Annotated in this window: 17 protein-coding genes and 1 pseudogene; 12 read left to right on the top strand and 6 right to left on the bottom strand. The window is 57.9% G+C overall.

The window, feature by feature from the left end; genetic code table 11:
• The first annotated feature begins 366 nt into the window (after window positions 1–366).
• A complete protein-coding gene (locus tag ACIPIN_RS13005; RefSeq protein WP_401119144.1) occupies window positions 367–2,025 on the top strand; it encodes a nitrite/sulfite reductase in 1,659 nt (552 codons plus the stop codon).
• Window positions 2,009–2,503: a DUF934 domain-containing protein gene (locus ACIPIN_RS13000; RefSeq protein WP_262116258.1), complete on the top strand. Its 495-nt coding sequence runs from the start codon at window positions 2,009–2,011 to the stop codon at window positions 2,501–2,503. Before ACIPIN_RS13005 ends, ACIPIN_RS13000 begins: the two co-directional genes overlap by 17 nt.
• 114 nt (window positions 2,504–2,617) lie before the next feature.
• Here ACIPIN_RS13000 and ACIPIN_RS12995 read toward each other — a convergent pair whose 3' ends face one another.
• Together ACIPIN_RS12995 and sohB are read right to left on the bottom strand one after the other, a co-directional pair.
• The gene (locus ACIPIN_RS12995; RefSeq protein ID WP_401119141.1) at window positions 2,618–6,556 is read right to left on the bottom strand and encodes a dermonecrotic toxin domain-containing protein; all 3,939 of its coding nucleotides are present in this window, start codon (window positions 6,554–6,556) and stop codon (window positions 2,618–2,620) included.
• A 213-nt stretch (window positions 6,557–6,769) separates the two neighbouring features.
• Window positions 6,770–7,792: a protease SohB gene (sohB, locus tag ACIPIN_RS12990; RefSeq protein ID WP_401119138.1), complete on the bottom strand. Its 1,023-nt coding sequence runs from the start codon at window positions 7,790–7,792 to the stop codon at window positions 6,770–6,772.
• Window positions 7,793–7,999: 207 nt separating this feature from the next.
• Here sohB and ACIPIN_RS12985 point away from each other — a divergent pair, with 207 nt between their 5' ends.
• The 3 genes from ACIPIN_RS12985 (at window position 8,000) to ACIPIN_RS12975 (ending at window position 11,230) form a co-directional block, all read left to right on the top strand.
• Complete coding sequence (locus ACIPIN_RS12985) at window positions 8,000–8,710, top strand: histidine phosphatase family protein (RefSeq protein WP_401119135.1); 711 nt, start codon at window positions 8,000–8,002, stop codon at window positions 8,708–8,710.
• A gap of 50 nt (window positions 8,711–8,760) precedes the next feature.
• Window positions 8,761–9,075: an SCP2 sterol-binding domain-containing protein gene (locus ACIPIN_RS12980; RefSeq protein ID WP_008015934.1), complete on the top strand. Its 315-nt coding sequence runs from the start codon at window positions 8,761–8,763 to the stop codon at window positions 9,073–9,075.
• 307 nt (window positions 9,076–9,382) lie between these two features.
• A complete protein-coding gene (locus ACIPIN_RS12975; RefSeq protein WP_401119163.1) occupies window positions 9,383–11,230 on the top strand; it encodes an amidohydrolase in 1,848 nt (615 codons plus the stop codon).
• A gap of 50 nt (window positions 11,231–11,280) precedes the next feature.
• Here ACIPIN_RS12975 and ACIPIN_RS12970 read toward each other — a convergent pair whose 3' ends face one another.
• A complete protein-coding gene (locus ACIPIN_RS12970; protein WP_401119132.1) occupies window positions 11,281–12,255 on the bottom strand; it encodes a zeta toxin family protein in 975 nt (324 codons plus the stop codon).
• 481 nt (window positions 12,256–12,736) lie between these two features.
• On the opposite strand from ACIPIN_RS12970, the gene ACIPIN_RS12965 reads away from it, so the two are divergent.
• From ACIPIN_RS12965 to ACIPIN_RS12950, 4 genes are all read left to right on the top strand, one after another.
• Window positions 12,737–13,111 (top strand): DUF6124 family protein, encoded by a 375-nt coding sequence (locus ACIPIN_RS12965; RefSeq protein ID WP_401119129.1) that lies wholly within the window; start codon window positions 12,737–12,739, stop codon window positions 13,109–13,111.
• Window positions 13,112–13,759: 648 nt separating this feature from the next.
• On the top strand, window positions 13,760–14,167 hold the full coding sequence (locus ACIPIN_RS12960; protein ID WP_401119127.1) for a TadE/TadG family type IV pilus assembly protein: 408 nt from the start codon (window positions 13,760–13,762) through the stop codon (window positions 14,165–14,167).
• A 21-nt stretch (window positions 14,168–14,188) separates the two neighbouring features.
• Window positions 14,189–15,319, top strand: coding sequence for a pilus assembly protein TadG-related protein (locus tag ACIPIN_RS12955; RefSeq protein ID WP_401119124.1), 1,131 nt, complete (start codon window positions 14,189–14,191; stop codon window positions 15,317–15,319).
• A 208-nt stretch (window positions 15,320–15,527) separates the two neighbouring features.
• Complete coding sequence (locus ACIPIN_RS12950; RefSeq protein WP_401119121.1) at window positions 15,528–17,246, top strand: hydrogenase maturation protein; 1,719 nt, start codon at window positions 15,528–15,530, stop codon at window positions 17,244–17,246.
• An 8-nt stretch (window positions 17,247–17,254) separates the two neighbouring features.
• Here ACIPIN_RS12950 and ACIPIN_RS12945 read toward each other — a convergent pair whose 3' ends face one another.
• A complete protein-coding gene (locus ACIPIN_RS12945; RefSeq protein WP_401119118.1) occupies window positions 17,255–19,879 on the bottom strand; it encodes an MGH1-like glycoside hydrolase domain-containing protein in 2,625 nt (874 codons plus the stop codon).
• Window positions 19,880–20,018: 139 nt separating this feature from the next.
• Here ACIPIN_RS12945 and ACIPIN_RS12940 point away from each other — a divergent pair, with 139 nt between their 5' ends.
• The 3 genes and pseudogenes from ACIPIN_RS12940 to ACIPIN_RS12930 form a co-directional block, all read left to right on the top strand.
• Window positions 20,019–20,882 (top strand): LysR family transcriptional regulator, encoded by an 864-nt coding sequence (locus ACIPIN_RS12940; RefSeq protein ID WP_401119115.1) that lies wholly within the window; start codon window positions 20,019–20,021, stop codon window positions 20,880–20,882.
• 101 nt (window positions 20,883–20,983) lie between these two features.
• Window positions 20,984–22,138, top strand: coding sequence for an SRPBCC family protein (locus ACIPIN_RS12935; RefSeq protein WP_401119112.1), 1,155 nt, complete (start codon window positions 20,984–20,986; stop codon window positions 22,136–22,138).
• A gap of 97 nt (window positions 22,139–22,235) precedes the next feature.
• Window positions 22,236–22,415 (top strand): annotated as a pseudogene (locus ACIPIN_RS12930) (SMP-30/gluconolactonase/LRE family protein); the annotation flags it as partial.
• A 41-nt stretch (window positions 22,416–22,456) separates the two neighbouring features.
• On the opposite strand, the gene ACIPIN_RS12925 reads toward ACIPIN_RS12930, so the two are convergent.
• Together ACIPIN_RS12925 and ACIPIN_RS12920 are read right to left on the bottom strand one after the other, a co-directional pair.
• The gene (locus ACIPIN_RS12925; RefSeq protein ID WP_071555372.1) at window positions 22,457–22,696 is read right to left on the bottom strand and encodes a YdcH family protein; all 240 of its coding nucleotides are present in this window, start codon (window positions 22,694–22,696) and stop codon (window positions 22,457–22,459) included.
• A 158-nt stretch (window positions 22,697–22,854) separates the two neighbouring features.
• The gene (locus ACIPIN_RS12920) at window positions 22,855–24,546 is read right to left on the bottom strand and encodes an ATP-binding protein (protein WP_401119109.1); all 1,692 of its coding nucleotides are present in this window, start codon (window positions 24,544–24,546) and stop codon (window positions 22,855–22,857) included.
• Between the last annotated feature and the right edge of the window lie 68 nt (window positions 24,547–24,614).

Raw genomic sequence — 24,614 nt, 5'->3', positions numbered from 1 at the left:
AGGAGAATCAGGAACAGAATTGCCCATGCGTCGACGCTGCTATCGCTTTTCCGTGCTTTGGTTGGGTTGCTCATTGCATCGCCTCTTGTCGGTTTTATCGGTGATTGCATAAGGACTCGAGCACAGTTAAGTCGAGGATTGCCCGCACCACAAATGTGGGTAAGACAATAACCCTTCTCATTAGTCGATTTGGTTCTTTACATATACTCAAACATCACTTTTGCGCATAAACGCAAACTGGTATCTTGCCTCGGCTCCGTGGGGAGTGCGCGGCCGTGCGCGCAGAATTGCCAAGGCATTATCTGAATCAAGCGAGCGAGAAACGCAGCTGTTTCTGATTGGCCCAAGCCTGAGAACAGGACTTATATGTACGTATACGACGAGTACGATCAGCGGATCATCGAGGACCGCGTCAAGCAGTTCCGTGATCAGACCCGACGCTATCTGGCAGGCGAGCTGAGCGAAGAAGAATTCCGCCCCCTGCGCCTGCAAAATGGCCTTTACATCCAGCGCTTCGCCCCGATGCTGCGGGTTGCCGTGCCTTATGGCCAACTGACTTCGCGCCAGGCGCGAATGATGGCCAAGATCGCCCGCGACTACGACAAGGGCTACGCCCACATCAGTACCCGGCAGAACGTACAGTTCAACTGGCCGGCGCTGGAAGACATTCCGGACATCCTGGCTGAGCTGGCTACCGTGCAGATGCACGCGATCCAGACCAGCGGCAACTGCCTGCGCAACGTCACCACCGACCAGTTCGCCGGTGTCGCTGCCGACGAGTTGATCGATCCGCGTCCCTGGTGCGAAATCGTCCGTCAGTGGACGACTTTCCACCCGGAATTCGCCTACCTGCCGCGCAAGTTCAAGATCGCCATCAACGGTTCGACGTCGGACCGCGCAGCCATCGAAGTGCATGACATCGGCCTTGAGCCCGTGCACAACGCTGCTGGCGAGCTGGGTTTCCGTGTGCTGGTCGGTGGCGGCCTCGGTCGTACACCGGTCGTCGGCGCGTTCATCAATGAATTCCTGCCGTGGCAAGACCTGTTGAGCTACCTCGACGCCATCCTGCGTGTGTACAACCGCTATGGCCGTCGCGACAACAAGTACAAGGCTCGGATCAAGATTCTGGTCAAGGCCCTGACACCTGAAGTCTTCGCGCAAAAAGTCGACGCTGAAATGGAACACCTTCGCGGTGGCCAGACCACGCTGACCGAGGCCGAAGTTCATCGCGTCGCCAAGCACTTCGTCGATCCGGACTACAAAGCCCTGAACGATCAGACGGCAGAGCTGGCTGAGCTCGACCAGCAACACCCTGGCTTCGCCCGCTGGCGCACCCGCAACACCCTGGCCCACAAAAAGCCGGGTTATGTGGCCGTGACCCTGTCGCTCAAGCCGACCGGTGTTGCGCCGGGCGACCTGACCGACAAGCAGCTCGATGGCGTTGCCGACCTGGCCGACCGCTACAGCTTTGGCCAACTGCGCACCTCCCACGAGCAGAACATCATTCTGGCTGACGTCGAGCAGAGCCAATTGTTCGCCATGTGGGGCGAACTGCGCGAGCAAGGTTTCGCTACCCCGAACATCGGCCTGCTGACCGACATCATCTGCTGCCCAGGCGGCGACTTCTGCTCTCTGGCGAATGCCAAGTCGATCCCGATCGCCGAAGCCATCCAGCGCCGCTTCGACGACCTGGACTACCTGTTCGACATCGGCGAACTGGACCTGAACATCTCCGGCTGCATGAACGCCTGTGGTCACCACCACGTCGGCCACATCGGCATCCTCGGGGTGGACAAGAAAGGTGAAGAGTTCTACCAGGTGTCCCTCGGCGGCAGCGCCAGCCGCGACGCCAGCCTGGGCAAGATCCTCGGCCCGTCTTTCGCCCAGAACGACATGCCTGACGTGATCTCGAAGCTGATCGACGTGTACGTGGAACAACGTACCGAAGACGAGCGCTTCATCGACACCTATCAACGTATCGGCATCGACCTCTTCAAGGAACGCGTCTATGCAGCGAATCATTAAGAACAACGAAGTTGTCGACGAAACCTGGCACTTGATGCCCAAGGACGCGACCCTCGACGGCATTTCCAACTGCGACGACCTGATCGTGCCGCTGGCCCTGTGGCGCGATCACGCTCACGCCCTCAAGGCCCGCGATGGCGGACTGGGCGTGTGGCTGGATGCCGATGAAGAAGCCGAAGAAATCGGTGATGACGTCGCGCACTTTCAGGTCATTGCCCTGAACTTCCCGGCCTTCACCGACGGGCGCAACTACTCCAACGCCCGCCTGCTGCGTGACCGTTACGGCTACAAGGGCGAACTGCGAGCGATTGGCGATGTGCTGCGCGACCAGTTGTTCTACCTGCACCGCTGCGGTTTCGACGCTTATGCATTGCGCGCCGACAAGGATCCGTACGAAGCCCTTGAAAGCCTCAAGGACTTCTCGGTGACCTATCAGGCCGCCACTGATGAACCGCTGCCTCTGTTCCGTCGCCGCTAAACGCGCACGTAACGTGTAACACCAGAATCTGAAACCGGGACTCAACCCGGTTTCAGATTTTTTTTGGCCTGCGCTCAGGGACACCTATGCGGGGTAATGTAACGCCCGTACCCTTTACAGCGTTTGAATCGACTCGCCATCGAGTCTGGGTTTTTTCGCAGCCGATGCATTGAATGCAGTGACCCTGTTTTCCAGGTGTACAAAACTGACAAAAGGGTCATCCCCATCACGAGGCGACCATTCAACGTCCTGGAACAGGTGCTGGCACAGCTGCGGTGAGACATCCATTTCGTCGATCATGCGCCAGACCCGTTGCTGTAAAGCGGCGTAGTCCACCCTAAAATCTGCCGTGCGCGTCAGCACCTCCAGGGTTCCGAAGAAACGATCTCCCCCCTCTTTCGCTCCAAGACGTTCCCAACGCAAAGTCATCTGAGCCACCTGCTCTGGAGAAAGCCCGGTAAACCACACCTCTGGCGGAGCAAAATTCTCTGTCTGCGGCGCCATCCATAGATTGATCCCGGTCTGTTTACGATGGTCTACAACCCACCGCAGGCTATCCGCATCGGTTAACGGATTGCCTGAAAGCAAGACGTTGCCCTCGACCACCGACTGCTTTCGAACCAACTCAGGAACCCGGGCAATCCGATTATCACGCAAATCCAGTCGCTCCAGGTAAGGATGATCGAGAGTAAAAATCGGGCATGTCCTGAGACCCGCTCCCCGCAGCTTGAGTTGGCGCAATTGCGTCATCTGAATCACTGCGGGCGGGACACCGAGCGGGTTTTCGCTTAGATCAAGCTCCTGCAGTCGAGTGAGCCCGGCGAGTTTGCCTGTGGACTCCTCTGTCAGGATTAGCCTGGTCGCTTTTAGATTAAGGCTCTCAAGCTGACGCATATCAGCGATGGCGGGCGGTAAGCGGCCAACCTCTATCCCATCCCGATTAAAGAGACGCAAATCGACGCCCTGCATATTCAACGTGCGCAGATTGGGGAAACACTCAAGGAATCCGTTGAGGCTACCGCGCTGCGTTAACTTGAAATTCGGCATGGTGAGAGACACCACGTCATTCAACTTTACATTGAGCCGTGGGAGGCTGTGCATCTGCTCATAGTCCATGTCCAGGTGAAAGCCAATCAACTGACCATTGCGATAGACCCTGCTGTCTGGCCCACCACGCTTTTGCCAAATGGCGATCAGTTCCTCAGCCAGCTCATATCGGACATCACGTTCATTCTCCATCCATTCCTCTATGCGCGCGTCGTTCTCCTCCTCGATCTCGGCGTCGCTCATCCCCACGGCATCCTCATCCCCCGCCAACAAAAGCTCGATATCCATGTCTTCGATATCATCGGTTATGTCTTCGATCCAACCAGTGATGTCGACACGTAGTTGCTCGGCCTGCAACCTCAATCGATAAAGGTCAGCCTGAGCCTGGGTGCCCGCACTCAACAGAAACTCATCCGCTTGCTCAGTCGTAAAAGCAGGATAAATCTCTTTGACCTGGACCCTCATGATCTCTGAGGACAGCTCACCGGACTCTGCGGTGTTCGGAAATCCACCGCCGTGCAACCCGAGACGCTGAAAGGTCAACCCGGAGTCCATTCTGTGCAGCCCGAGCATCAGCTCGGAACGCGGCAGTGCGTTCTCGCGGATTTTGAGCTGCAAGTCGTGCAACTCATCCTGGGGACGCAAACCCAGTGCCGAACGTTGCTCTTGCGGCAAAAGGCCGAGAAGCGCCTGATCAAAATCAGCTGTATCGGCTAACCCCTGCGGCGTGTGTAGCTGATACCGCGCGCCCTGCCTGATCAGTTGCCGCCGAACGGGGGCATTTTGAGGACCAATACTGTCCAGCACCCTCGCACCGACCTCCCCGTCGAGCACTTCGATTCGAGTCTCCCGCGACCAGCCCGGCAGCCGTTCCAGGGTATGCAAAACGAGTACATCGCTATCGGCGTTTTCGACCGACTTCAGATAAAGCCCTTCATAGGCGCGGCATAGGCGTACATGTTGCTCGTACTGCCGCGCCTTGTCGCTCAACTGCCCTAGCACCCGTTTGGTATCAGCCAGTGTGTGGGGGGCATCGATGCCCACCCCCGACCTGTCGAGTATTTGTTCCACTGCACTTTTCGGCAACTCAGGATACTGATGCTGAAACAGCCTGACCCACTCGTTATCCGATTGCTGAAGTGCGGCGTAGCGCTGCTTGAATTGCTCGACTCTTGTGCTCTTCAGTTGATCAGCCTGCGCAGATCCCTCGGGTAATGAGTCGATTGCACGTTGCAGATCCTGATCGATAGTGAATCGACTGATGGTGTCCGCCAGCACTGGAGACGGTGCCCTCTGCCCCGCGTGCATCAGGCGCAATACGTCATCATCCACCGCACTGACATGACCTATCCGGATCAGTACCTCATCGCTGAATACCTGAACACTGGGTCCGATCCCTCGCATCAGCGCTGCCCGTTCGGCACCTGGGGCGGGAGGTGCGACATTCGGGGTCACGAACGGGCGCTCGCCAGGCGACGGCTCCTCGATGACCACCGGCACAGGGTCCGGCTCTGCCCCAGCAACGGCAGCCTGTTCTTCAGTCTTGATGGCGGCACCCGCTGCGGCCAGAGGCAAGGCGTTGAGCAAGCCGAATACGGTACGCGTGACACCGGCCGAGCGCTCATCAGAGGTCTTGCCATCAACCGCCCGAGCCAACCCATAACCGGCATCAATCAGGCCGGCCAACGCCAACAAACCTTCGCCCCCCGGTACGAACAACGCCAAGGGACCAAATTTGTTGATCCACTGCACAACGGGCTCGACCACCGCACTCAAATCATCTCGATTGACCTGGGCATCGTCACGAATGGTTTCAATACTTGCCCGGGCCGCTTGCTTCATCACCAGCACCCACTGTGCGAAGGGCTCAGTTGGGGACGCCGGCACCTCGAAGTGAACGTACTCGGCAGGATCCCAGTAACCATCATCGTTGAAAAAACCATGGCCTTTCTTCAGATTATGTTGCCGAGGGTAAATCGCCATGCCGTCCAGCGCGGTCGACACGCCAGCGTGGAACGTGCCGTCCTGCTGGTCGTCATCGGAAAAATGCACCATCAGCGCCTGCTTTCTGGAAGCGTCCTTACCTACGTCGGCAACCCATTTGTACAACGCCTTTTGGTCCGCAAACTCGTGGAAAGGTGAAGAGTTCCCCGGGATATAAAGCAGGACTCGCTCGCTGTCTTTTTTCCGAAAGCTCCAGATATCGCTCGATACATAACGGTAAATGACCAGACGCGCGGCCTCTATTGAAGCGTCGATCATCGCCCAGGCCTGCAATTGCTCAACCGTCAGCTGCGCCCACGTTTGCTGCGCATCAAATCCGGCAGCCAGCAGCGCCAATGTGAGTCCGTCCTGGGTCAGGCTGTTTTCCTGGCGCTGCAAATAAGCCGCCATGACAAACGCCGTCTTGACCGAGGTGCGCAGCGGATAGCCTTGCGGTGCAAGGCAGACCTCATCGGAAGGCCACGCAGCGTGCACATAAGTGGTGTATTTGTCCTTGAACTCCAGCTCCCACACCCATTTTTTGAACTCTGCCGGCTGCAACTTCAGCTGGGTGCTCGGGCCGTAGAGCTGAGGGACGGTCTGACGGTAGATGCCCTCGTAGTCCTGGAACCCACCGCCAGGGTTGATCGACTGATCGATCTCGACGATTCGGACTTCCGGGCCCACGGCAGGAGGCGTGTACAGGCCGAATGCCGTTTCCCCGAAACGGCCGGCGCCCACGGTCTGATAGTTGGACAGCAAGGCCTGCACCAGACTTTGCGACTTGCTGACTCGGCCTTGCTGCACGCCCTGTTGCGCAGGGTAGCCATGGAAATCGTAATTGAGATCGACCAGTCGAGCGGCCAAAGGAGCTGCCCCCCAACGCTCCTCGATCAGCTTCGCGGCATATTGAGTCGGGGTCGATGGCAATACGGCATCCAGTGCAAGGCTCGACAGTGACTGGTTGATCTGAGCCGGTAACCGGCCAGTAGCAGGGTGGTGTTGACTCTCTAGCGCCATCATTTGCAATCCTTTGCAGTTGACTTGGGAGTTGAGAGCTTAAGCGCCGCCTGCCGCAACAAAAGCAGGAAATGTCTTCAATCCGATGGGAAAACGCGACAGTCTCAAAAGACCTGAGATGCAGAGGGTAAACACCAGCGACAAGAGCCTATACAGCGCCGAGCGTTGCACTCGACGCCGCGATAACGGGCCCGCACTGGCGAGCCCCTGTGCTCTTTACCAGAAGCGCTGTTGGGTGAGACGGCTCCACCATGTCAACAAGACGCGATCAATCGAACCGCTGGCCGCCAGGCCGACGCGCTCTTGCAGGCTCTTGCGTTCGGAATAATGCAGGTGAAACAGCTCTGCACCTTTGGCGCGTTCAGAGAGGTATTCGTCGCTGGTTTTCAGTTCATCGACCAAGCGTTTTTCCAGCGCTGCAACGCCCAACCAGATTTCACCGGTGGCCACTTCATTGATGGCCAGTTGTGGGCGGTAGCGCGAGACGAAGTTCTTGAACAGTTCGTGAGTGACATCCAGGTCTTCCTGGAACTTCTCCCGGCCTTTTTCGGTGTTTTCGCCAAACACGGTCAGCGTGCGTTTGTACTCGCCGGCCGTCAGGACTTCGAAGTCGATATCATGCTTTTTCAGCAAACGATTGACGTTAGGTAGCTGCGCCACCACACCGATCGAACCCAGAATGGCAAACGGTGCGCTGATGATCTTCTCGCCGATGCACGCCATCATGTAGCCGCCGCTGGCCGCGACCTTGTCGATGCACACGGTCAATGGCACACCGGCCTGACGAATACGCGCCAGTTGCGAGGAAGCCAGACCGTAGCTGTGAACCATGCCGCCACCGCTTTCCAGACGCAGCACAACTTCGTCCTTGGGCGTGGCCAGGGACAAGAGTGCGGTGATTTCGTGGCGCAGGCTTTCAGTCGCCGAAGCCCTGATGTCGCCGTCGAAATCCAGCACGAACACCCGTGGTTTGGCTTGCGCTTTTTTCTTCTGCTTTTTCTCGGACTTTGCTTCGGATTTACGCACGGCCTTGAGCTGGTCCTTGTCGAATACCGTCTGCTCCAGACGCTCACGCAACCCCTTGTAGAAATCATTGAGTTTGCTGACCTGCAACTGGCCCGCAGCCTTGCGCCGGCCTTTGCTGCGCAGCGCCGCAAAGCTGGCCAGGACCACCAGAATGGCGACCACCAGGGTCACGGTTTTAGCCAGAAAACTTGCGTACTCGGCAAGAAAATCCACATCGACTCCTTTAACTACAGTGCGCCGCTGAACACACAGGCGCGGGATACCTCCAGCATACTCATGCAACCGCGTTGCGACCAGTCGTGAAACCTTCAGTAACGGGGCTCCAACGAGCATTTCAAACAAGCGTATGTTTTTTCATTGACAGCTCACCGGCATCCTCATAACCTCGCAAAACCTTCAACGTACCGGGATGACGCGGACGTGGGCAGCATCTATTTGATTCGACATGGCCAGGCCTCCTTCGGTGCAGACGACTACGACGTGCTGTCGCCGACCGGTATTCGTCAGGCAGAAGTACTCGGCAGCCACCTGGCTGAACTGGGATTGAGTTTCGACCGCTGCCTGTCGGGCGACCTGCGTCGTCAGCAACACACCGCCAACAGCGCCCTGGCGCAGTTCAGCGCTGTCGGTCTGCCAGTGCCGCCGCTGGAGATCGATTCGGCTTTCAACGAGTTCGACGCCGACGCGATCATCCGCGCACTGCTTCCGGACCTGTTACCCGAAGAGCCTGAAGCCCTGCACATCCTGCGCAATGCCGCGCAGAATCGCGGCGAGTTTCAACGAATCTTTGCCTTGATCATCGAGCGCTGGCTGGCGGGTAAGTACGACCCACCGGGCCTCGAAAGCTGGCTAGGCTTTGTCGAGCGAGTCCGGGCAGGTTTGCAGCGTATTCTCGAACAGGCCGACAACACCCAGAAAATCGCCGTGTTCACCTCCGGCGGAACCATCACTGCCCTGCTCCACCTGATTACTCAAATGCCGGCCAGACAGGCCTTTGAGCTGAATTGGCAAATCGTCAACACCTCGCTCAACCACCTGAAGTTCCGTGGGCGCGAGGTGGCGCTGGCTTCCTTCAACAGTCATGCACATTTACAACTGCTGAAGGCCCCGGAACTCATCACTTTCCGTTGAGTCCGGATCACTGTGACCCTTGTTGTAACACTTCATGAAAGGATCGAACCATGACCTCCGTAGCTGACGCCGTACAAGCAATGAAAGCCAAGTTCAACCCAGCCGCTGCTGCCGGTCTGGACCTGGTTTTCGGTTTCCGCATCGACGACACCAAAAACTTCTCGCTGATCGTCAAAGACAGCACTTGCGAGCTGCAGGAAGGCGAAAACCCGGACGCTCAAGTGACTCTGGTCATGGACGGCGAAACCCTGGAAGGCATCGTCGACGGTTCGACCGACGGCATGCAAGCGTTCATGGGCGGCAAACTGCGCGCTGAAGGCGACATGATGCTGGCCATGAAACTGTCCGAGTTGTTCCCAAGCTAAGACTGCGGCTCCCGACCTCGGGAGCTCTCTGGCTGCATACGAATCCCGCCTTTATGGCGGGATTCGTCGTTTCTGCCTGTCGAAAATCTTCTCGCCCGACGCATCACCCCCGAATTAGCCGTCTATATTCTTTGCTGGCCGTATGGCTCACGCATCCGGCTGCTCGCTCGACCGAACACCTGCGGAGAACGGCGCCATGAGCCCACCTGATGAACACGACGACTTCACCCGCCGCCGCGTACTGCACGGTCTTTCGGCAGGCACCGTCAGTGCCTGGACCAGTCCCCTATTTGTGGAGAGCACCAGCATGACCAACACCCCAGCCGATCTGATTCTGTTCAACGGTCGCCTGCACACGGTTGACCGGGAAAAACCCCAGGCCAGTGCGGTCGCTATCAAGGACGGGCGGTTTATTGCCGTCGGCAATGATGCGGACGTCATGCCCCTGCGCGGCGCCAGTACCCAAGTCATCGACCTGCAAAAACGCACAGTGATTCCTGGCCTCAACGATTCGCACCTGCACCTGATTCGAGGCGGCCTGAACTACAACCTCGAACTGCGCTGGGAAGGAGTGCCGTCCTTGGTCGACGCTCTGCGCCTGCTCAAGGACCAGGCCGATCGCACGCCAGCACCGCAATGGGTGCGCGTGGTGGGTGGCTGGACCGAGTTCCAGTTCGCCGAAAAACGCCTGCCGACGATTGAAGAGCTGAACAAAGCCGCGCCTGACACTCCGGTGTTCGTCCTGCACCTGTATGACCGCGCCCTGCTCAACCGCGCGGCGCTGAAGGTGGTCGGCTACAACCGCAACACCCCGAACCCGCCGGGTGGTGAAATCCAGCGCGATGCCAATGGCGATCCCACGGGCATGCTGATCGCCCGTCCGAACGCGATGATTCTGTACTCAACCCTGGCCAAGGGGCCGAAGTTGCCGCTGGAGTATCAGGTCAACTCGACCCGGCAGTTCATGCGCGAACTCAATCGCCTCGGCGTCACCAGCGCCATTGATGCGGGTGGCGGCTATCAGAATTACCCGGACGACTATCAGGTCATCCAGCAGTTGGCGGAAGACAAACAACTCAGCGTACGCATCGCCTACAACCTGTTCACCCAAAAACCCAAGGAAGAGCTGACCGACTTCAAGAACTGGACCAGCACCTCGCACTACGGCCAGGGTGACGATTTCCTGCGGCACAACGGCGCTGGCGAAATGCTGGTGTTCTCTGCGGCAGATTTCGAAGACTTCCTCGAACCGCGCCCCGATCTGCCACAGACCATGGAGCAGGAACTGGAGCCCGTGGTCCGGCATCTGGTGGAGAAGCGCTGGCCATTCCGCCTGCACGCCACCTACAACGAATCGATCACGCGGATGCTCGACGTGTTCGAAAAGGTCAACCGCGATATCCCGTTCGATGGTCTGCCGTGGTTCTTCGATCACGCCGAAACCATCACCCCGCAGAATATCGAGCGGGTTCGTGCACTGGGCGGCGGCATTGCCATCCAGGACCGCATGGCCTTCCAGGGTGAGTACTTCGTCGACCGTTATGGCGCCAAGGCCGCCGAGCACACCCCACCGATTCAGCGCATGCTCGCCGAAGGCATCCCGGTGGGTGCCGGCACCGACGCCACGCGGGTTTCCAGCTACAACCCGTGGACGTCGCTTTACTGGTTGGTCAGCGGCCGCACTTTCGGCGGTCTGGAGCTGTACCCGCAAGGTCTGAGCCGCGACACTGCGCTGGAACTCTACACCCATGGCAGCGCCTGGTTCTCCTCCGAGCAAGGCACAAAGGGCCAGATCAAGGTCGGGCAACTGGCCGATCTGGTGGCGTTGTCTGCCGACTACTTCAGCGTCGACGACGAAGCGATCAAGTGGATTGAATCAGTGCTGACCGTGGTCGACGGCAAAGTGGTGTATGGCAGCCTCGAATTCGACAAACTCGGCCCGCCCCACCTGCCGGTGATGCCCGATTGGTCACCGGTGGTGAATGTGCCGGGGCACTGGAAACCCTTGGCGCCGCTCACCGCCCAAATGCATCAATGCGTGGGCGCCTGCGCCGTGCATGCCCACAGCCATGAGCGGGCGCGCTTATCGAACGCGCCGGTCAGCGACTTTCAAGGGTTCTGGGGCGCGTTTGGCTGTTCGTGCTTTGCGTTTTGACCGACAGGTTTGGCAGGGAGCCCGCCAATGGCGGGCTTCTTATCGGTTGATCAAAGATGCAAATGCTTGAACACGTAACTCACCAAGTCGGTGTAGACGAAACCGGGAACCTGATTGTTCAGACGTGGAGCCTCCAGCAGCGCTAACTGGCAGTCCCAGACCATTTCCCGTCGGTCACGCCTGAGACTGACCTCGGCGCTCACAATGTTGTTGTAGGCCGCATAGCAGGAACGCGAGGTCTTGCCGGGTGCAAGCTCGATTGCGACCGGGTTGTCAGCGATAGCAATAGTCACCCCTTTATGATCGACCACCGATTGCGGGGTTAACTGACCGACTGTGTCGCACTGGCTGCGACAGACAACTTTTCGGTTTTTCAGCTCACCAAACCCGCGCTCGTACACAGTGATTTCAGAGCCGACCTTTTGCGCACACGCTTCTTCGAAGGCATTCAGCACCGACTGTGCATTGCCCAGACTCGCCTCAAGCTCCGAGAGTTTCAGGAACCGTTCCAGTTGCTTGTCTTGAAGGCTCTTCAAGCCACGGGTGATGGTCGACAAATGGGTGAACTCTTTTTTACAGGCCACCACGTGAACTTCAAACTGATAGCCCGCTGACACGGCCATTGGCGGGAATGCCGCGAAGTCTGCCGAATCCAGTGCAGCCTCCATGATGATGCTGTATTTCTCGGCAAAAGCTTTTTCGAAGATCTTCGTACACACTTCCCGCACAAAAGCCTCGGTGTGCTCATACACATGCAGCACCCCGTGGGTTTCCATCCGTGAATACTGCGGATGCTTTTTGCGGTACTCGGGCAGATACAGCCTGATGTAGTTCGAGTAGTTGCCGGTTTTAAGTAATGACTCTTCCAGCAACCAGGTTTTCCCTGAACCCTGAATACCGGCCACGATCAGCATTTTCGGGTTGGTGGTACTGATGACCTTGTCTTTGAACAAACTCGCGCTGATGTCTGAAAACGCCGCGTTTACCTGTTCGCTTGTATATGAATATTCATTGCTATTCGGCACGTTGGTTAATTCCCTTTAAGTGGATGTCCGATCTTCTTGCCTGAAGATCGAGGGTCACTTTATGCCCTGACCATCCACATAAGGCCCTACATAGATAACACCTGCGGGTGCACCGAAACGGCCTTGCTACCCGTTTGCCCATAGCAGCTGCCGAGCCCGCGAGGCTGCGTTCGAGGACGCAGTCCTCGCAAACCCTGCGTACGCGGTTTACCTGAAAGAACGTGTTGCATGATTTTACGACCGCTTCTCGGCCGAACGCAGCCTCGCGGGCTCGACAGCTGCTACGGGCGTTTAAGCTTGCCCACGCAACCTCCGTCACAGGCTACAACGCCTTGCGTAGCGACCTACACCTACGCCAGAATCCGCCGGCTTTTGCGTATTGGCCCTCGCCCCTATCGTTTCCGTGTCGCTGACCATTCAGCGGCACGGGCTTGGCGGCCCCGAATTCAAGGTGTTTCCCGATGACAAAGTGAGGTTCACCATGTTCAAAGCCACCCCAAATCCCTCTGAAACCGACCCCGTTTCGCCCTACGCCTCCCTCGACTCAAAAGAACTCCACGCCGCCGCGCACCGTGCGCTCGATCACTACCTGGTACTGCCTGAGACCAAGGCATTGTTAGCCGACCGACGCCCCGGCTGCATTTTCGTCATCGCCCCCGACGTCGACAGCGAAACCCTGTTGGCCCATGCCTGCGAAACCCTCGCCTCGGCCAATGTCATGGCCAGCGATCTGGCGTTTGAGCTCGAAGGCCCCAAGCGCAATACCGCACTGGCGATTCAGCAGATGATTTCCCTGGCCGAGTTGGCGGTGAATCGCGCACTGGATCACCTCGATCCACCGGATTCTGCGCAATAACAAGTCAGCGCGACTGATCGTTCCCACGCTCCCGCGTCACTAGTGCCCGGTAAAACCGAAGGGGGGAGCTTGCTCCCCCTTGCTGTGCCTGCGTCCAAGCAATAATCAGGCTTTTTAGACTCGATTTTCGTCAGAGTTCAGCAGTACAACATCACAATCGACAACGCTGTTTCGATCACTTGACACAATCCGACTGCCCCCCTATAGACTCCGGATATATTAAAGAATGCCAACCACATCAATCGCTCACTAATATTTCAAAAACCTGAATAACGATAGATTCATGTAGCGTTTTGGAATAAACCTTCGATGAAAGTGCCAGCACCGCACACTTACTTATAGCGTTGATTTATATCGTTAACACATCAGGTCGGGCGGGAGTTGGCTGCTGCGGCAGTTATTTCAGCCGCCAGCTACGCAACCACAGTGCGGGTTGAAATTTTTCGGAGCTCCACGAATGAGCGCAAGGCAGGCTTTACTTCTGGCCAAATGGATCTATGGTAAATACGTGGACGGTTGATTATTTCACGAAACAATAGAATTACCCGTATTTTATGCTTGGGTGACGCATGCAAATCCAGAGCATGAACTGTCATACAGGCAAGCATATAGCAGACAACCATGCCAAATAAGTAAAAGGTGAGCAACATGAAGAAAAAAGAACAAGGGCTTGCCGCTGTCGAGCTCACACTCGTTCTGCCCGTTCTTTTTCTCATCATATTTGTCATTATAGAGTTTAGCGTTGCTCTTTATGACAAGGCCATAATAACCAATGCCAGCCGAGAAGCAGCAAGAGCTGGCATAGTATTAAAGTCTCCCAAACTCACCACCGCTCAAATCCAAAGCATTGCCAATAATTATTTGGGCTCTAACTTGATAACGTTTGGATCGTCCGTAGCCCCGACAGTCACTCCGACCGGGGCTGCAGGGGCCTTTGGAACGCAACTCAGCGTCCAGGTTTCATACCAATACTCCACAATGGTTCTGGGTGGCATTCTCCATGTAGTCAATAACCCGATTAACTTGTCGGCGACAACAGTGATGCTAAATGAGTGACTTCAACTCAGGATGTTCACCATGTGCACAGCGATTGAAACTAACAGCATTGCCGCACGCCCTAACCCCAAAAAAATAGCAGGCCATGTTGCGGTTAAGAAAAACCAGCAAGGCGCAGCGTTAATTTTGGTTGTCATTACACTACCCGTGCTGTTCGGCGTTACAGCATTGGCTGTAGATTTTGCTTATGCTTACGTTGTGCGTAATGAACTTCAAAACGCCGCTGATGCCGCTGCCTTAGCAGGTACGGGTTGTCTCTATCCGCGTAGCATTAGTAGCCTATGTGGAAACTCAGCTAACAGCGCGCCAGATTTCACTACGGCATCTATTCGCGCAAACCCCGCAAATACCGAGTTCTCAAAAAACACAGCGGCGAGCGCCCCTATCACCAGCGGCAGTATCAAAACCGGCTACTGGAATGTTACAAACCCTTCAATTGGTGTGCATGCTGTGCAGGGCACATCGGATTTTCCAGCGGTGCAAGTGACTATCAAAAAAGATACCGGCCTGAACGGCGGGCCTGTAAATACTTTTATTGCGCGCATCTTTGGGGTTAATACCGTCCCCATTGCCTCCACTGCCACTGCGATAATTTCAAGCCCCGGCACCGTTGTGCAGGGGCTTCTCCCCATCGTAATAACTCAATGCATGTACGATAATTATTGGAATTCAAGCTCAAGTCCGCCACAACCGAAAAATGATCCCGCCACGGGAAAACCCTATGTCATTAAAATTGGATCGTCCTATCATACCGGAGCCTGCGAAGCTGGGCAGTGGACATCATTCTCTGTTGACAGCAATAACGTTCCAACAATAAGAGACCTTATTACTAATGGAAACCCAACAGCACTCGGCATCGGGGATAATACCTGGATTCAGCCTGGCACTAAAACTACACTTTTCAGCTCAGTCAATAGCTGCAGTGCGGCAGGGGACAAAACCTGCGAGTATGTTACGGTTCCTATCGTTGGGAATATAACGACTCATGCGGCAGTTCCCGTTGTGGCTTTTGCTTGTCTCCACATCGACTTGGCGGATGGAGGATCAGGAAAATTCATTCAAGCTGAAATGAGTACAAAGTGCCCCCCTCTTAACTCAAGTGGAATTGGCCCAATGTATGGCGCCATTACACCACCACGGCTTGTTCAGTAGTGTAAAGACGGTAGTGACCGAACGCTTTACCAGACACTCGTGACGCTCCCGCGTGAGAACGATCAAAACTGATGAACGATTTGCCGACACAAGATTGATCTCGATCAGGTAACCCTCGCCACACAGCCTCTACCCTTGCGCTTCCATCAAAGGCCAGGGACGGCTCAATGGGAGCCTCCGGCCGCGCATCCTCAGGGAAGAGTCATCCATGCGGTCATTGAAGATCATGTTGTTGTCATCGGCGTTCAACGGTTTGACCCAACGGGCCTGGCTGGATTTACGCCAATCGGGTCATGAACCCAGCGTAGTGCTGTTCACCGACGAAGCCACGGTGTGCCGGCAGATCGAGGAATCGGCGGCCGACCTGGTGATCTGCCCGTTCCTCAAGGATCGTGTTCCGCAGCAACTCTGGAGTAATCCGGAGCGGCCGGTGGTGATCATTCACCCCGGCATCGTCGGCGACCGCGGCGCCAGTGCGCTGGACTGGGCCATCACCCAGCAGGTCAGCCGCTGGGGCGTCACGGCTTTGCAGGCGGTGGAAGAAATGGACGCCGGGCCGATCTGGTCGACCTATGAATTCAACATACCCGCCGACGTGCGCAAATCCGAGCTGTACAACGGCCCGGTAAGTGACGCAGCAATTTATTGCATCCGCGATGTGGTGGAAAAATTCGCCAGCGATTTCGTCCCGACACCGCTCGATTACACGCAACCCAACGTCATCGGCCGTCTGAAACCAAACATGAAACAGGCCGACCGAACCTTCAGCTGGCACGATTGCGCGCGATTCATCAAACGCAGCATCGACGCCGCCGACGGCCAGCCTGGTGTATTGGCGAGCCTGGCCGGTCGGCAATATTACCTGTACGACGCCCACCTGGACTCGCGCAGCGGTACGCCGGGGAAAATCCTTGCCGTTCAGGACGATGCCGTACTGGTCGCAACGGGCGATCACAGCCTGTGGATCGGCTCGCTCAAGCGCAAGGCGCAGCCCGCAGAAGAAACCTTCAAATTGCCAGCGCGGCATGTGCTGGCCGGGCAACTCGATGCAATACCGGTATTGGATGGATCGATCGCCGGCCAACCTTTCAATGAAGCAACCTATCAACCGATTCGTTATCGGGAGTCGGGGCACGTCGGTGAACTGACCTTCGAGTTCTACAACGGCGCCATGAGCACCGAACAGTGCCAACGACTGGTCGCAGCATTGCGCTGGGCCAAGGCCCGCGACACTCAAGTGCTGCTGATCAAGGGTGGTCGCGGGAGCTTTTCCAATGGCGTGCACCTCAATGTGATTCAGGCAGCAAAGGTGCCGGGGCTGGAAGCCTGGGCCAATATTCAGGCGATCGATGATGTCTGCCAGGAACTGCTGACGGCCCGGCAACTGGTGGTCAGTGGCCTGACCGGCAGCGCCGGAGCCGGCGGTGTGATGCTGGCGCTGGCCGCCGACATCGTATTCGCCCGAGCGGATGTCGTGCTCAATCCGCATTACAAAACCATGGGCCTGTATGGCTCCGAATACTGGACCTACAGCCTGCCCCGCGCAGTCGGCAGTAAAATCGCGCACAAGCTCACCGAAGAATGCCTGCCGATCAGCGCGTTTCAAGCCTGGCAATTGGGGATGATTCAGGACATCGGCCCGCGCTGCCCGCGCGAGTTCAGCCAATGGCTGCTGCAACAGGCCAACAGCGCGTTGACTGATGAAAAGTACGCGGTGTTACGAGCGCGCAAAGCCAGCATGGACCTAAAGCAGATCGAGCATTGTCGCGAGGTCGAGCTGACACAGATGCAACTGGACATGGTGCACAACCGCCAACAGTTCGCCGAAAAGTGCCGCAACTTCGTGTTCAAGCGCAAAACCTGCCAGACCCCGCAGCGCTTGATTGCGCCGTGGGCATTGGAGCGTGAAATCACGCTGATCGCTTGATTACTCCCCTACAGCAGCAACGCCACTAACGCGCTCCAGCCGGTTTGATGGGATGCGCCGAGGCCACGGCCGGTTTCGCCGTGGAAGTATTCGTGAAACAGCACCAGGTCCCGGCTCAACGGGTCGGCCTGGAGCTGTGCATAGCCGACCATCGACGGCCGGCTACCGTTTTCATCCCGCAGAAACAGGCGCGTCAGGCGCTGACTCAAGCTGTCGGCCACCTCCGCCAGCGACGCCAGATAGCCTGAGCCACTGGGGTATTCGACCGAAAAGTTGTTGTCGTAGTAACGGTGAAACTCGCGCAACGACTCAATCAGCATGTAGTTGATCGGCATCCACAACGGCCCGCGCCAGTTGGAATTACCACCGTACAACCGCGAACCGGATTCCGCCGGTTCATAGTGGGCACACAGTTTATTACCGTTGATCTGCACGCCAAAGGGATGCTCGGCGAAGGCTTTTGACAAGGAGCGAACGCCGAATTCGGAGAGGAACTCGGCCTCATCGAGCATACGTTTGAGCAAGTCTTTGGTGCGCTCGCCGCGCAACAGCGCGAGCAACATCCGATTGCCTTCTCCGGGTTCGGTCCAGCGTGAAACCAGGCTCGCCAGATCCGGCCGATGGTGCATAAAACCCAATAAACGCTCACGCAAACCCGGCAGCCCTTCGTGCTCGTGCTGTTCCAGCACCTGCACCGCGAACAGCGGCATCAGGCCGACGATGGAGCGCAAACGCAGCGGTTCGTTGACACCGTCGGGCCGGTGCAACACGTCGTAGAAAAAATGATCCTGCTCATCCCACAAACCTTCATCGGCATAGTCCACGCGGTTGATGGCGCCAGCAATGTAGAGAAAGTGCTCGAAGAACTTCACCGCGATGTCGACGTACACCGGGTTGCGCTTGGCCAGTTCCAGGGCAATGCGCATCAAGTCCAGCGCATACGCCGCGACCCACGCCGTGCCGTCGGCCTGATCCAGTTGAAAACCGGGCGGTAACACGGCCGAACGATCGAACAGCGCAATGTTGTCCAGCCCGAGAAACCCGCCCTGGAACAGGTTGCGACCTTCGGCATCCTTGCGGTTGACCCACCAGGAAAAATTCAACAGCAACTTGTGGAAAATCCGCTCGAGAAAATCCATGTCCCCGACACCGGTCAAAGCCTTGTCACGCTGATACACCCGCCAACTGGCCCAGGCATGCACCGGCGGGTTGGCATCGTCGAAACGCCACTCGTAGGCCGGCAGCTGGCCGTTGGGGTGCATGAAGCGGTCTTTGACCAACAGCAGCAGTTGATGCTTGGCAAAACCCGGATCGATCAGCGCATAAGCGACGGCCTGAAAGCCCAGGTCCCACGACGCGTACCACGGATATTCCCAGGTGTCAGGCATGGAAACGATGTCGGCGTTCGACAAATGCCGCCAGTGGGTGTTGCGGATATGCAGCCGCCCGGGCGGTGGCGACGGTTGACCGGGGTCGCCGTCGAGCCACCGATTGACGTCGAAGTAATACAGCTGCTTGGACCAGAGCAACCCGGCCAACGCCTGACGCTGAACGTTACGCGCATCCGGGTCAGGCATTTGCGCTTGCAGCACGGCGTAATAATCATCGGCTTCAACGCGGCGGCGCTCGAACAGCGCCTTGGCGTTGACCCTCGGTGCGCCAACCGGGGCAAAGCGCAGGTAGACGTTTTTGCTCGCCAGTCCGTCCAGCTCGAGGACGAAATGCGCCGCCACCCGAGTACCTGTATCTCGGTGAATGGCCTCGGTGATGCCGTCCACCAGATAATCGTTGATGCCATCCTTGAACGGGCCGTTGGCTGCCACCGCATCGAGTTTCGGATGGTTGGTCTGGTTGTCGCAGAACAGCCATTCACAGCCCTCCTCACCCCAGGCACTGAGCTGCCGGTCCGCCAGCATCGGGTGCTGCGCCATGACCGAGTCACCGGTCAGCGTCAGGCTGGGCTTGTGCCTGTCACCGCCCCAACTCCAGGTATTGCGCGCCCATACCTGCGGCAGTACCCGCAAGCGCGCCGGCTGATCAGAACGGTTGTGCACGGTGACCCGCATCAACAAGTCATCCGGGCTGTGCTTGGCGTATTCCACCGTCACATCGAAGTAGCGGTCGTCCTCGAACACCCCGGTATCGAGGATTTCATACTCGGCATCGTCCAGGCCCCGACGGGCATTTTCGGCCACCAGATCGGCGTAAGGAAATGCGGCCTGCGGGTACTTGTAGAGCATGCGCATGTAGGCATGGCTCGGCACCCCGTCGACGTAGAAATACAGCTCTTTGACGTCTTCGCCGTGATTGCCCTCGGCATTGTTCAGGCCAAACAGGCGTTCCTTGAGAATCGGGTCGCGTTCGTTCCACAGCCCCAACCCGATGCACCAGTGCTGGGCCCGGTCGCAGAACCCGGCGAGCCCGTCCTCGCCCCATCGATACGCCCGGCTGCGGGCATGCTCATGGGGAAAATACTGCCAGACGTCGCCATCGGCGCTGTAGTCCTCGCGCACCGTGCCCCACTGCCGTTCACTCAAGTACGGGCCCCACTCGCGCCAGCGCTCAGCCTCCTCACCCGCCAAACGTTGGCCTTCGACGGTGTCGAGAATGTTCGCGGCTGACTTTGCTGTCATGGGAACGTCCGTTGTTATTCGAGGTGGCTTGCAGTGTAGAGCGAGGACTCGCGCAGATGCACGCCGCCCCGCTCATTCAGCTCGAGTTCAGACAGACGCTTGCTCTACACTGCTGAGTTCCTTATGTCAGCGACTGCTTATGGACATCGATCTCGCCCGCACCTTCCTGGAAATCGTTCGCTGCGGCAGTCTTGCGGCCGCCGCCGAAAAGCTTCACGTCACCCAGACCGCAATTACCGCGCGGGTGCAAAAGCTCGAAAGCCAGCTCGCCAGCACCCTGTTCGTGCGCAATCGCGCCGGTGCACGTCTGACTGCGGACGGCGAAGCCTTCGTGGTGTATGCCAATCAGTTGGTACAGACATGGGAAGCGGCGCGCCGGGATTTACCGTTACCGGAGGGCTACCGCAATGTGCTGCACATCGGCGGCGAGGTCAGCTTGTGCAACCCGCTGATGCTCAGCTGGGCCCGTGAACTGCGCGAGAAGATCCCCAGCCATGCCTTGCGCACGGAAATCCGCGACGGCGAAAACCTGCTGCGTCAGCTGGAATTGGGTGTGCTGGATGCTGCGCTGGTGTTCCAGCCCGAGTACTGGCCACAGCTGCAAGTGGAACAACTGCTGGAAGAAAAACTCATCCTGGTGCGCCTGCCGTCCAGGCCCGAGCCTTACGTCTATATCGACTGGGGCAAGGAGTTCCGCCGCCAGCACGACGCGGCGCTGCCGGACAAGGCAAAAGCCGCGTTGAGCTTCAATCTCGGCCCTCTGGCGCTGCAGTACATCCTGCAAAACGGAGGCACCGGTTATTTCCGCACTCGGGTGGTCCAGACCTACCTCGACAGCGGCGTGCTGGAACGAGTGCCCAAAGCCCCGGAGTTCAGCTACCCGACCTATCTGGTGTACTCGCGGGATCGCGACTCGGCGGTGCTGCAACAGGCGTTCGAGTTGTTACGGGAACTGGTCAAGACCGACAGTGACTGGTCCCAGCGCTGGGATCCGCTGATCTGAGCGATATCCACACCCGTTCAGCGTGAATGCCTGCCCATTCCCGACATCCGTTGGCAAGTTGGCTAGTCTTGTTTCTATAACAACGAAAACAGGTGATCGCGGTGAGGCAAACCACGCAGGCATTTCGTACCCGCTACCGGGCTGATATTCATCGGTTCTACAACCCGTGGCTGCACGGTGGTTTTGTACTGGCCTTCGGTGTGCTGGGTATCACGCTGTTCTGGAGCACCGTGCATCAGGTGCAACCCCTGGAGTGGCTGGCAGTGCCGCTGACGCTGCTGTTTTTCAATTTCGCGGTCTACGTCGTGCACCGGCATCTGGGCCATTACAAAAAGACTTTTGCGCGGCTGTTTTATGCCCGGCACGCCGGCGATCACCACAGTTTTTTCGCCCCTGGCTACATGGCCTACGACACGGCGCGCGACTGGCGGGTAATTCTGTTTCCGGCGTGGCTGATCGTGTTGCACAGCCTGGCGATCACCCTGCCCGCCTGGTGGCTGCTCAAACACCTCAATGGCAACGTCGCCGGGCTGTTCGCCGGCTGCATGATCCTCGGCTACCTGACTTACGAGGTGTTTCACGCCTGCGAACATCTGCCGCCGAGCAACCCCCTCACCCGCCTGCCGTGGATTCGCCAGATGCGCCGTCTGCACGCACTGCATCACCGTCGCGAGCTGATGCAGGAGCGCAATTTCAATATCGTTTTGCCGCTGATGGACTACCTTTTCGGCACGCTGTATTGGGAAGACGAACCCGATCATTCGCACCTTCAAACGAGGCGAACACCCATGACCCGCATGCAGCACCAGATCGACATCGCACGTGACCCGATCGATGTGCTCGCCTACGCCAGCGCCGCGACGCGTTGGCCAGAGTGGCACCCGTCATCGCTGAAAGTCGACGGTCCGCAAGGGCCGCTGCATGCGGGCGCACGTTTTGAAGAGGACATCCACGCGGGCGGGCGGGCCGGGCATTTGAGCTGGGAGGTCAACGAGTACCTGCCAGGTCGGCGCTGGAGCGCTCGCGCTCAGGGCGATCATGGCCTGGAACTGCTGGTGACGTATGAATGCGCCAGCGAGGGTGACGGCACGCGCTTCGTTCGCACCCTGGAATACCGCTTCAGCGGTCTGCTGATGCGCCTGGCCAATCAACTGCTGCTCAAGCGGCGTATCGAACACGAATCGGCGGCCTCGATGCTGGCCCTGTGCGACATGGCCCAGCGGACAATTCCGACCCAGACAGGAGCAATCGCCTGATGAGCAAGGTGCCACGTCGAATCAGCGTTCGCGCAATTCTGATATTTCTGCTGGTGGTGATCGGCCTGTTCCTGCTGCTGTCGCCGACCAAGGTTCAATCGGTGGCCTGGACGCCGCAACCGGAAAGATCATCGCCAATCTGCAGGATGCCAGCAGCCGCAATTACTCACCGATCACCACAGTTCGCGGGTACGGCGACTGATTGTATTTCGGCTCGCTGAAGTCCAGCCATATGGCACGATTACCGTTGGCCAAAGCGATACACCAGCCAGAATAGGCTGTAGAACGGGGGGCGACACTGCGCCCCCCACGCGTTGGTCACGTTCTGGCAGAACCGTTCAAACTCCGGGATATTTCGTCTTTAATCGAAAGGCGCTTTTCCTTGAGCTTCCTCACTTCGTCATCTGCCAGAGCCTGGGCTTCTGCCTTCAGGACCCGGTTGTCGATTTCCGAATATTTATCCAGCAGCGCGTTCAGGTGGGGATCATTGGCACGCTTTTGCTGAATGACTTCCTTTGAGCAGCTCAGGTCCTGATACAGGTCATGATTCACCGGCATGGAACACCTCCGTTTGTTGATCGGTGGCGAACGCCTTGGCGCGCGTTCGCCAGTTATCAGAATGGCCTCGCTCGGCGGTTGCTGTCGACCATCAATCAGACCAGCGGTGCCCGCTGGTCGGACGTGCCGTTATTGTCACTGCGTTCAAACTGCCACCGTCAGTCGCCGAGGACGTTTCGAATCATCGCCATGAGCGCATCCGGGCCATAAGGCTTGCTCAGCAAATGGGTGTCCGGGCTGAGCTGATGATTGCGCGAAATGATGTCGCGGGTGTGGCCCGAGGTAAACAGCACCGCCACTGGTGGCGTCTGGATCTTGGCCCAGGACGCCAGGTCCGAGCTTTTGATCAGCCCGGGCATGACCACGTCGGTGAAGATCAGATCCACCGCCACCCCCTCCAGCAACATCTGCATGGCGCAGTCGCCATTGGCCGCGGTCAACACCTGGTAGCCCGATTGCTGCAGAAACTCGACCGCCGCGCTGCGCACTTCTTCGTTGTCCTCAACCACCAGAATAGTCTCGTGCCCACCGCTATGTTGAGCGCCGCGCGTCGGCAACTCGCGGGTTTGCGGCCGCTCAGTGCGGGGGAAATACATCTGCACCTGCGTGCCCTGCCCCACACGGCTGGTCATATCGATATGGCCGCCGCTCTGTTTGACGAAACCAAACACCATGCTTAACCCCAGACCGGTGCCATGTCCGTCAGCCTTGGTGGTAAAAAACGGCTCGAAGGCCTGTTTGAGCGTCGCAGGATCCATGCCCTCGCCCGTGTCGGCCACCGACAAGCGCACGTAGTCACCGGCGCTGATGCCCTTGCCCGCGCAAAATGCGCGATCCAGCACAACGTTGGCACCACTGATAACGATTGTTCCCTCGCCATGCAGAGCGTCCCGGGCATTGATCGCCAGGTTCAGCAGCGCGTTTTCCAGTTGATTGCGATCGACGTGAATGCACCAGGGATCGTCTGGCAATTGCATGTCGATGTGAATGGTTTCGCCCAATGCCCGTTGCAACAGCTCCCCAAGACCTTCAAAGATGTGCCGGGGGTTATAGACCGCCGGGGACAACGGCTGGCGACGGGCGAAGGCGAGCAATTGCGCCGACAGCGTGGCGCCCCGCTCGACCGCGGCAATCGCCGCACTGACCCGGCGTTGCACGTTTGGATTATCGCGTTCATGGCGCGCCAGCAGGTGCAGGTTGCCGGCGATAACCTGCAATAGGTTGTTGAAGTCATGGGCAACGCCACCGGTCAGCCCGCCAATCGCTTCGAGCTTCTGCGACTGGCGCAATTGCTCCTCGGCGGCCAGTCGCGCCTCGACTTCATCCGCGACACGTTGCTCCAGGTTGCGGGTGAACTTGAGCAGTGATTCTTCTGCAGTTTTTCGGGTTTCGACGACAACCGCCATGACCCCGGCCGGCACTCCGTCGTCACCGGCCACCGGGCTATAATAGAGGTCCATGAACACGGCTTCGGGTTTGCCGTCGCGCAACAGTTCCAGCTCTTTGTTGTGATAAGACAAGGTGCCGCCAGCCAGGCACGTATCAAGCACACGGCGGTTGAACTCGGCGACTTCCGGCCAGCCAAGCTCAACCGGTGAGCCCAGCAGATAGGGATGGAGGCCGCCGGCAAACACCGAGTAAGCGTCGTTGTAAATCATGTAGCCGGGGCGGCCCCAGAGAATCACCAACGGCACTGGCGAGGCCAGCAGCAATTGCACCGTGCTGCGCAGGCTGTTCGACCAGGTATCGATGCGGCCAAGCTCGGTGAGGGTCCAGTCGAACGCGCGAATACGCTCGGCCATTTCACCGTTCCAGCCGCAACACCCATGGCTTTCAGATAGAAACTGCATCGGCTGACTCTGTGCGCAAAACGCAAAAGTGGAACAACGGGTCGACGCAGGAGAGTCAACGCTCACTG

The organism is Pseudomonas sp. NPDC087697, from assembly GCF_044743155.1.
Lineage (GTDB): Bacteria > Pseudomonadota > Gammaproteobacteria > Pseudomonadales > Pseudomonadaceae > Aquipseudomonas.
The sequence above is the reverse complement of the archived record's forward strand: the minus strand, read 5'-3'. Positions and strand labels throughout refer to the sequence as shown.

What these genes read in the sequence shown, in the direction of transcription:
- ACIPIN_RS12975 (WP_401119163.1), top strand. Translation starts at nt 9,383, where the DNA reads ATGACCAACACCCCAGCCGATCTGATTCTGTTCAACGGTCGCCTGCAC.
- ACIPIN_RS13000 (WP_262116258.1), top strand. Translation starts at nt 2,009, where the DNA reads ATGCAGCGAATCATTAAGAACAACGAAGTTGTCGACGAAACCTGGCAC.
- ACIPIN_RS12945 (WP_401119118.1), bottom strand. Translation starts at nt 19,879, where the DNA reads ATGACAGCAAAGTCAGCCGCGAACATTCTCGACACCGTCGAAGGCCAA.
- ACIPIN_RS12920 (WP_401119109.1), bottom strand. Translation starts at nt 24,546, where the DNA reads ATGCAGTTTCTATCTGAAAGCCATGGGTGTTGCGGCTGGAACGGTGAA.
- ACIPIN_RS12965 (WP_401119129.1), top strand. Translation starts at nt 12,737, where the DNA reads ATGTTCAAAGCCACCCCAAATCCCTCTGAAACCGACCCCGTTTCGCCC.
- ACIPIN_RS12955 (WP_401119124.1), top strand. Translation starts at nt 14,189, where the DNA reads ATGTGCACAGCGATTGAAACTAACAGCATTGCCGCACGCCCTAACCCC.
- ACIPIN_RS12925 (WP_071555372.1), bottom strand. Translation starts at nt 22,696, where the DNA reads ATGCCGGTGAATCATGACCTGTATCAGGACCTGAGCTGCTCAAAGGAA.
- ACIPIN_RS12960 (WP_401119127.1), top strand. Translation starts at nt 13,760, where the DNA reads ATGAAGAAAAAAGAACAAGGGCTTGCCGCTGTCGAGCTCACACTCGTT.
- ACIPIN_RS12995 (WP_401119141.1), bottom strand. Translation starts at nt 6,556, where the DNA reads ATGATGGCGCTAGAGAGTCAACACCACCCTGCTACTGGCCGGTTACCG.
- ACIPIN_RS13005 (WP_401119144.1), top strand. Translation starts at nt 367, where the DNA reads ATGTACGTATACGACGAGTACGATCAGCGGATCATCGAGGACCGCGTC.
- ACIPIN_RS12980 (WP_008015934.1), top strand. Translation starts at nt 8,761, where the DNA reads ATGACCTCCGTAGCTGACGCCGTACAAGCAATGAAAGCCAAGTTCAAC.
- ACIPIN_RS12940 (WP_401119115.1), top strand. Translation starts at nt 20,019, where the DNA reads ATGGACATCGATCTCGCCCGCACCTTCCTGGAAATCGTTCGCTGCGGC.
- ACIPIN_RS12950 (WP_401119121.1), top strand. Translation starts at nt 15,528, where the DNA reads ATGCGGTCATTGAAGATCATGTTGTTGTCATCGGCGTTCAACGGTTTG.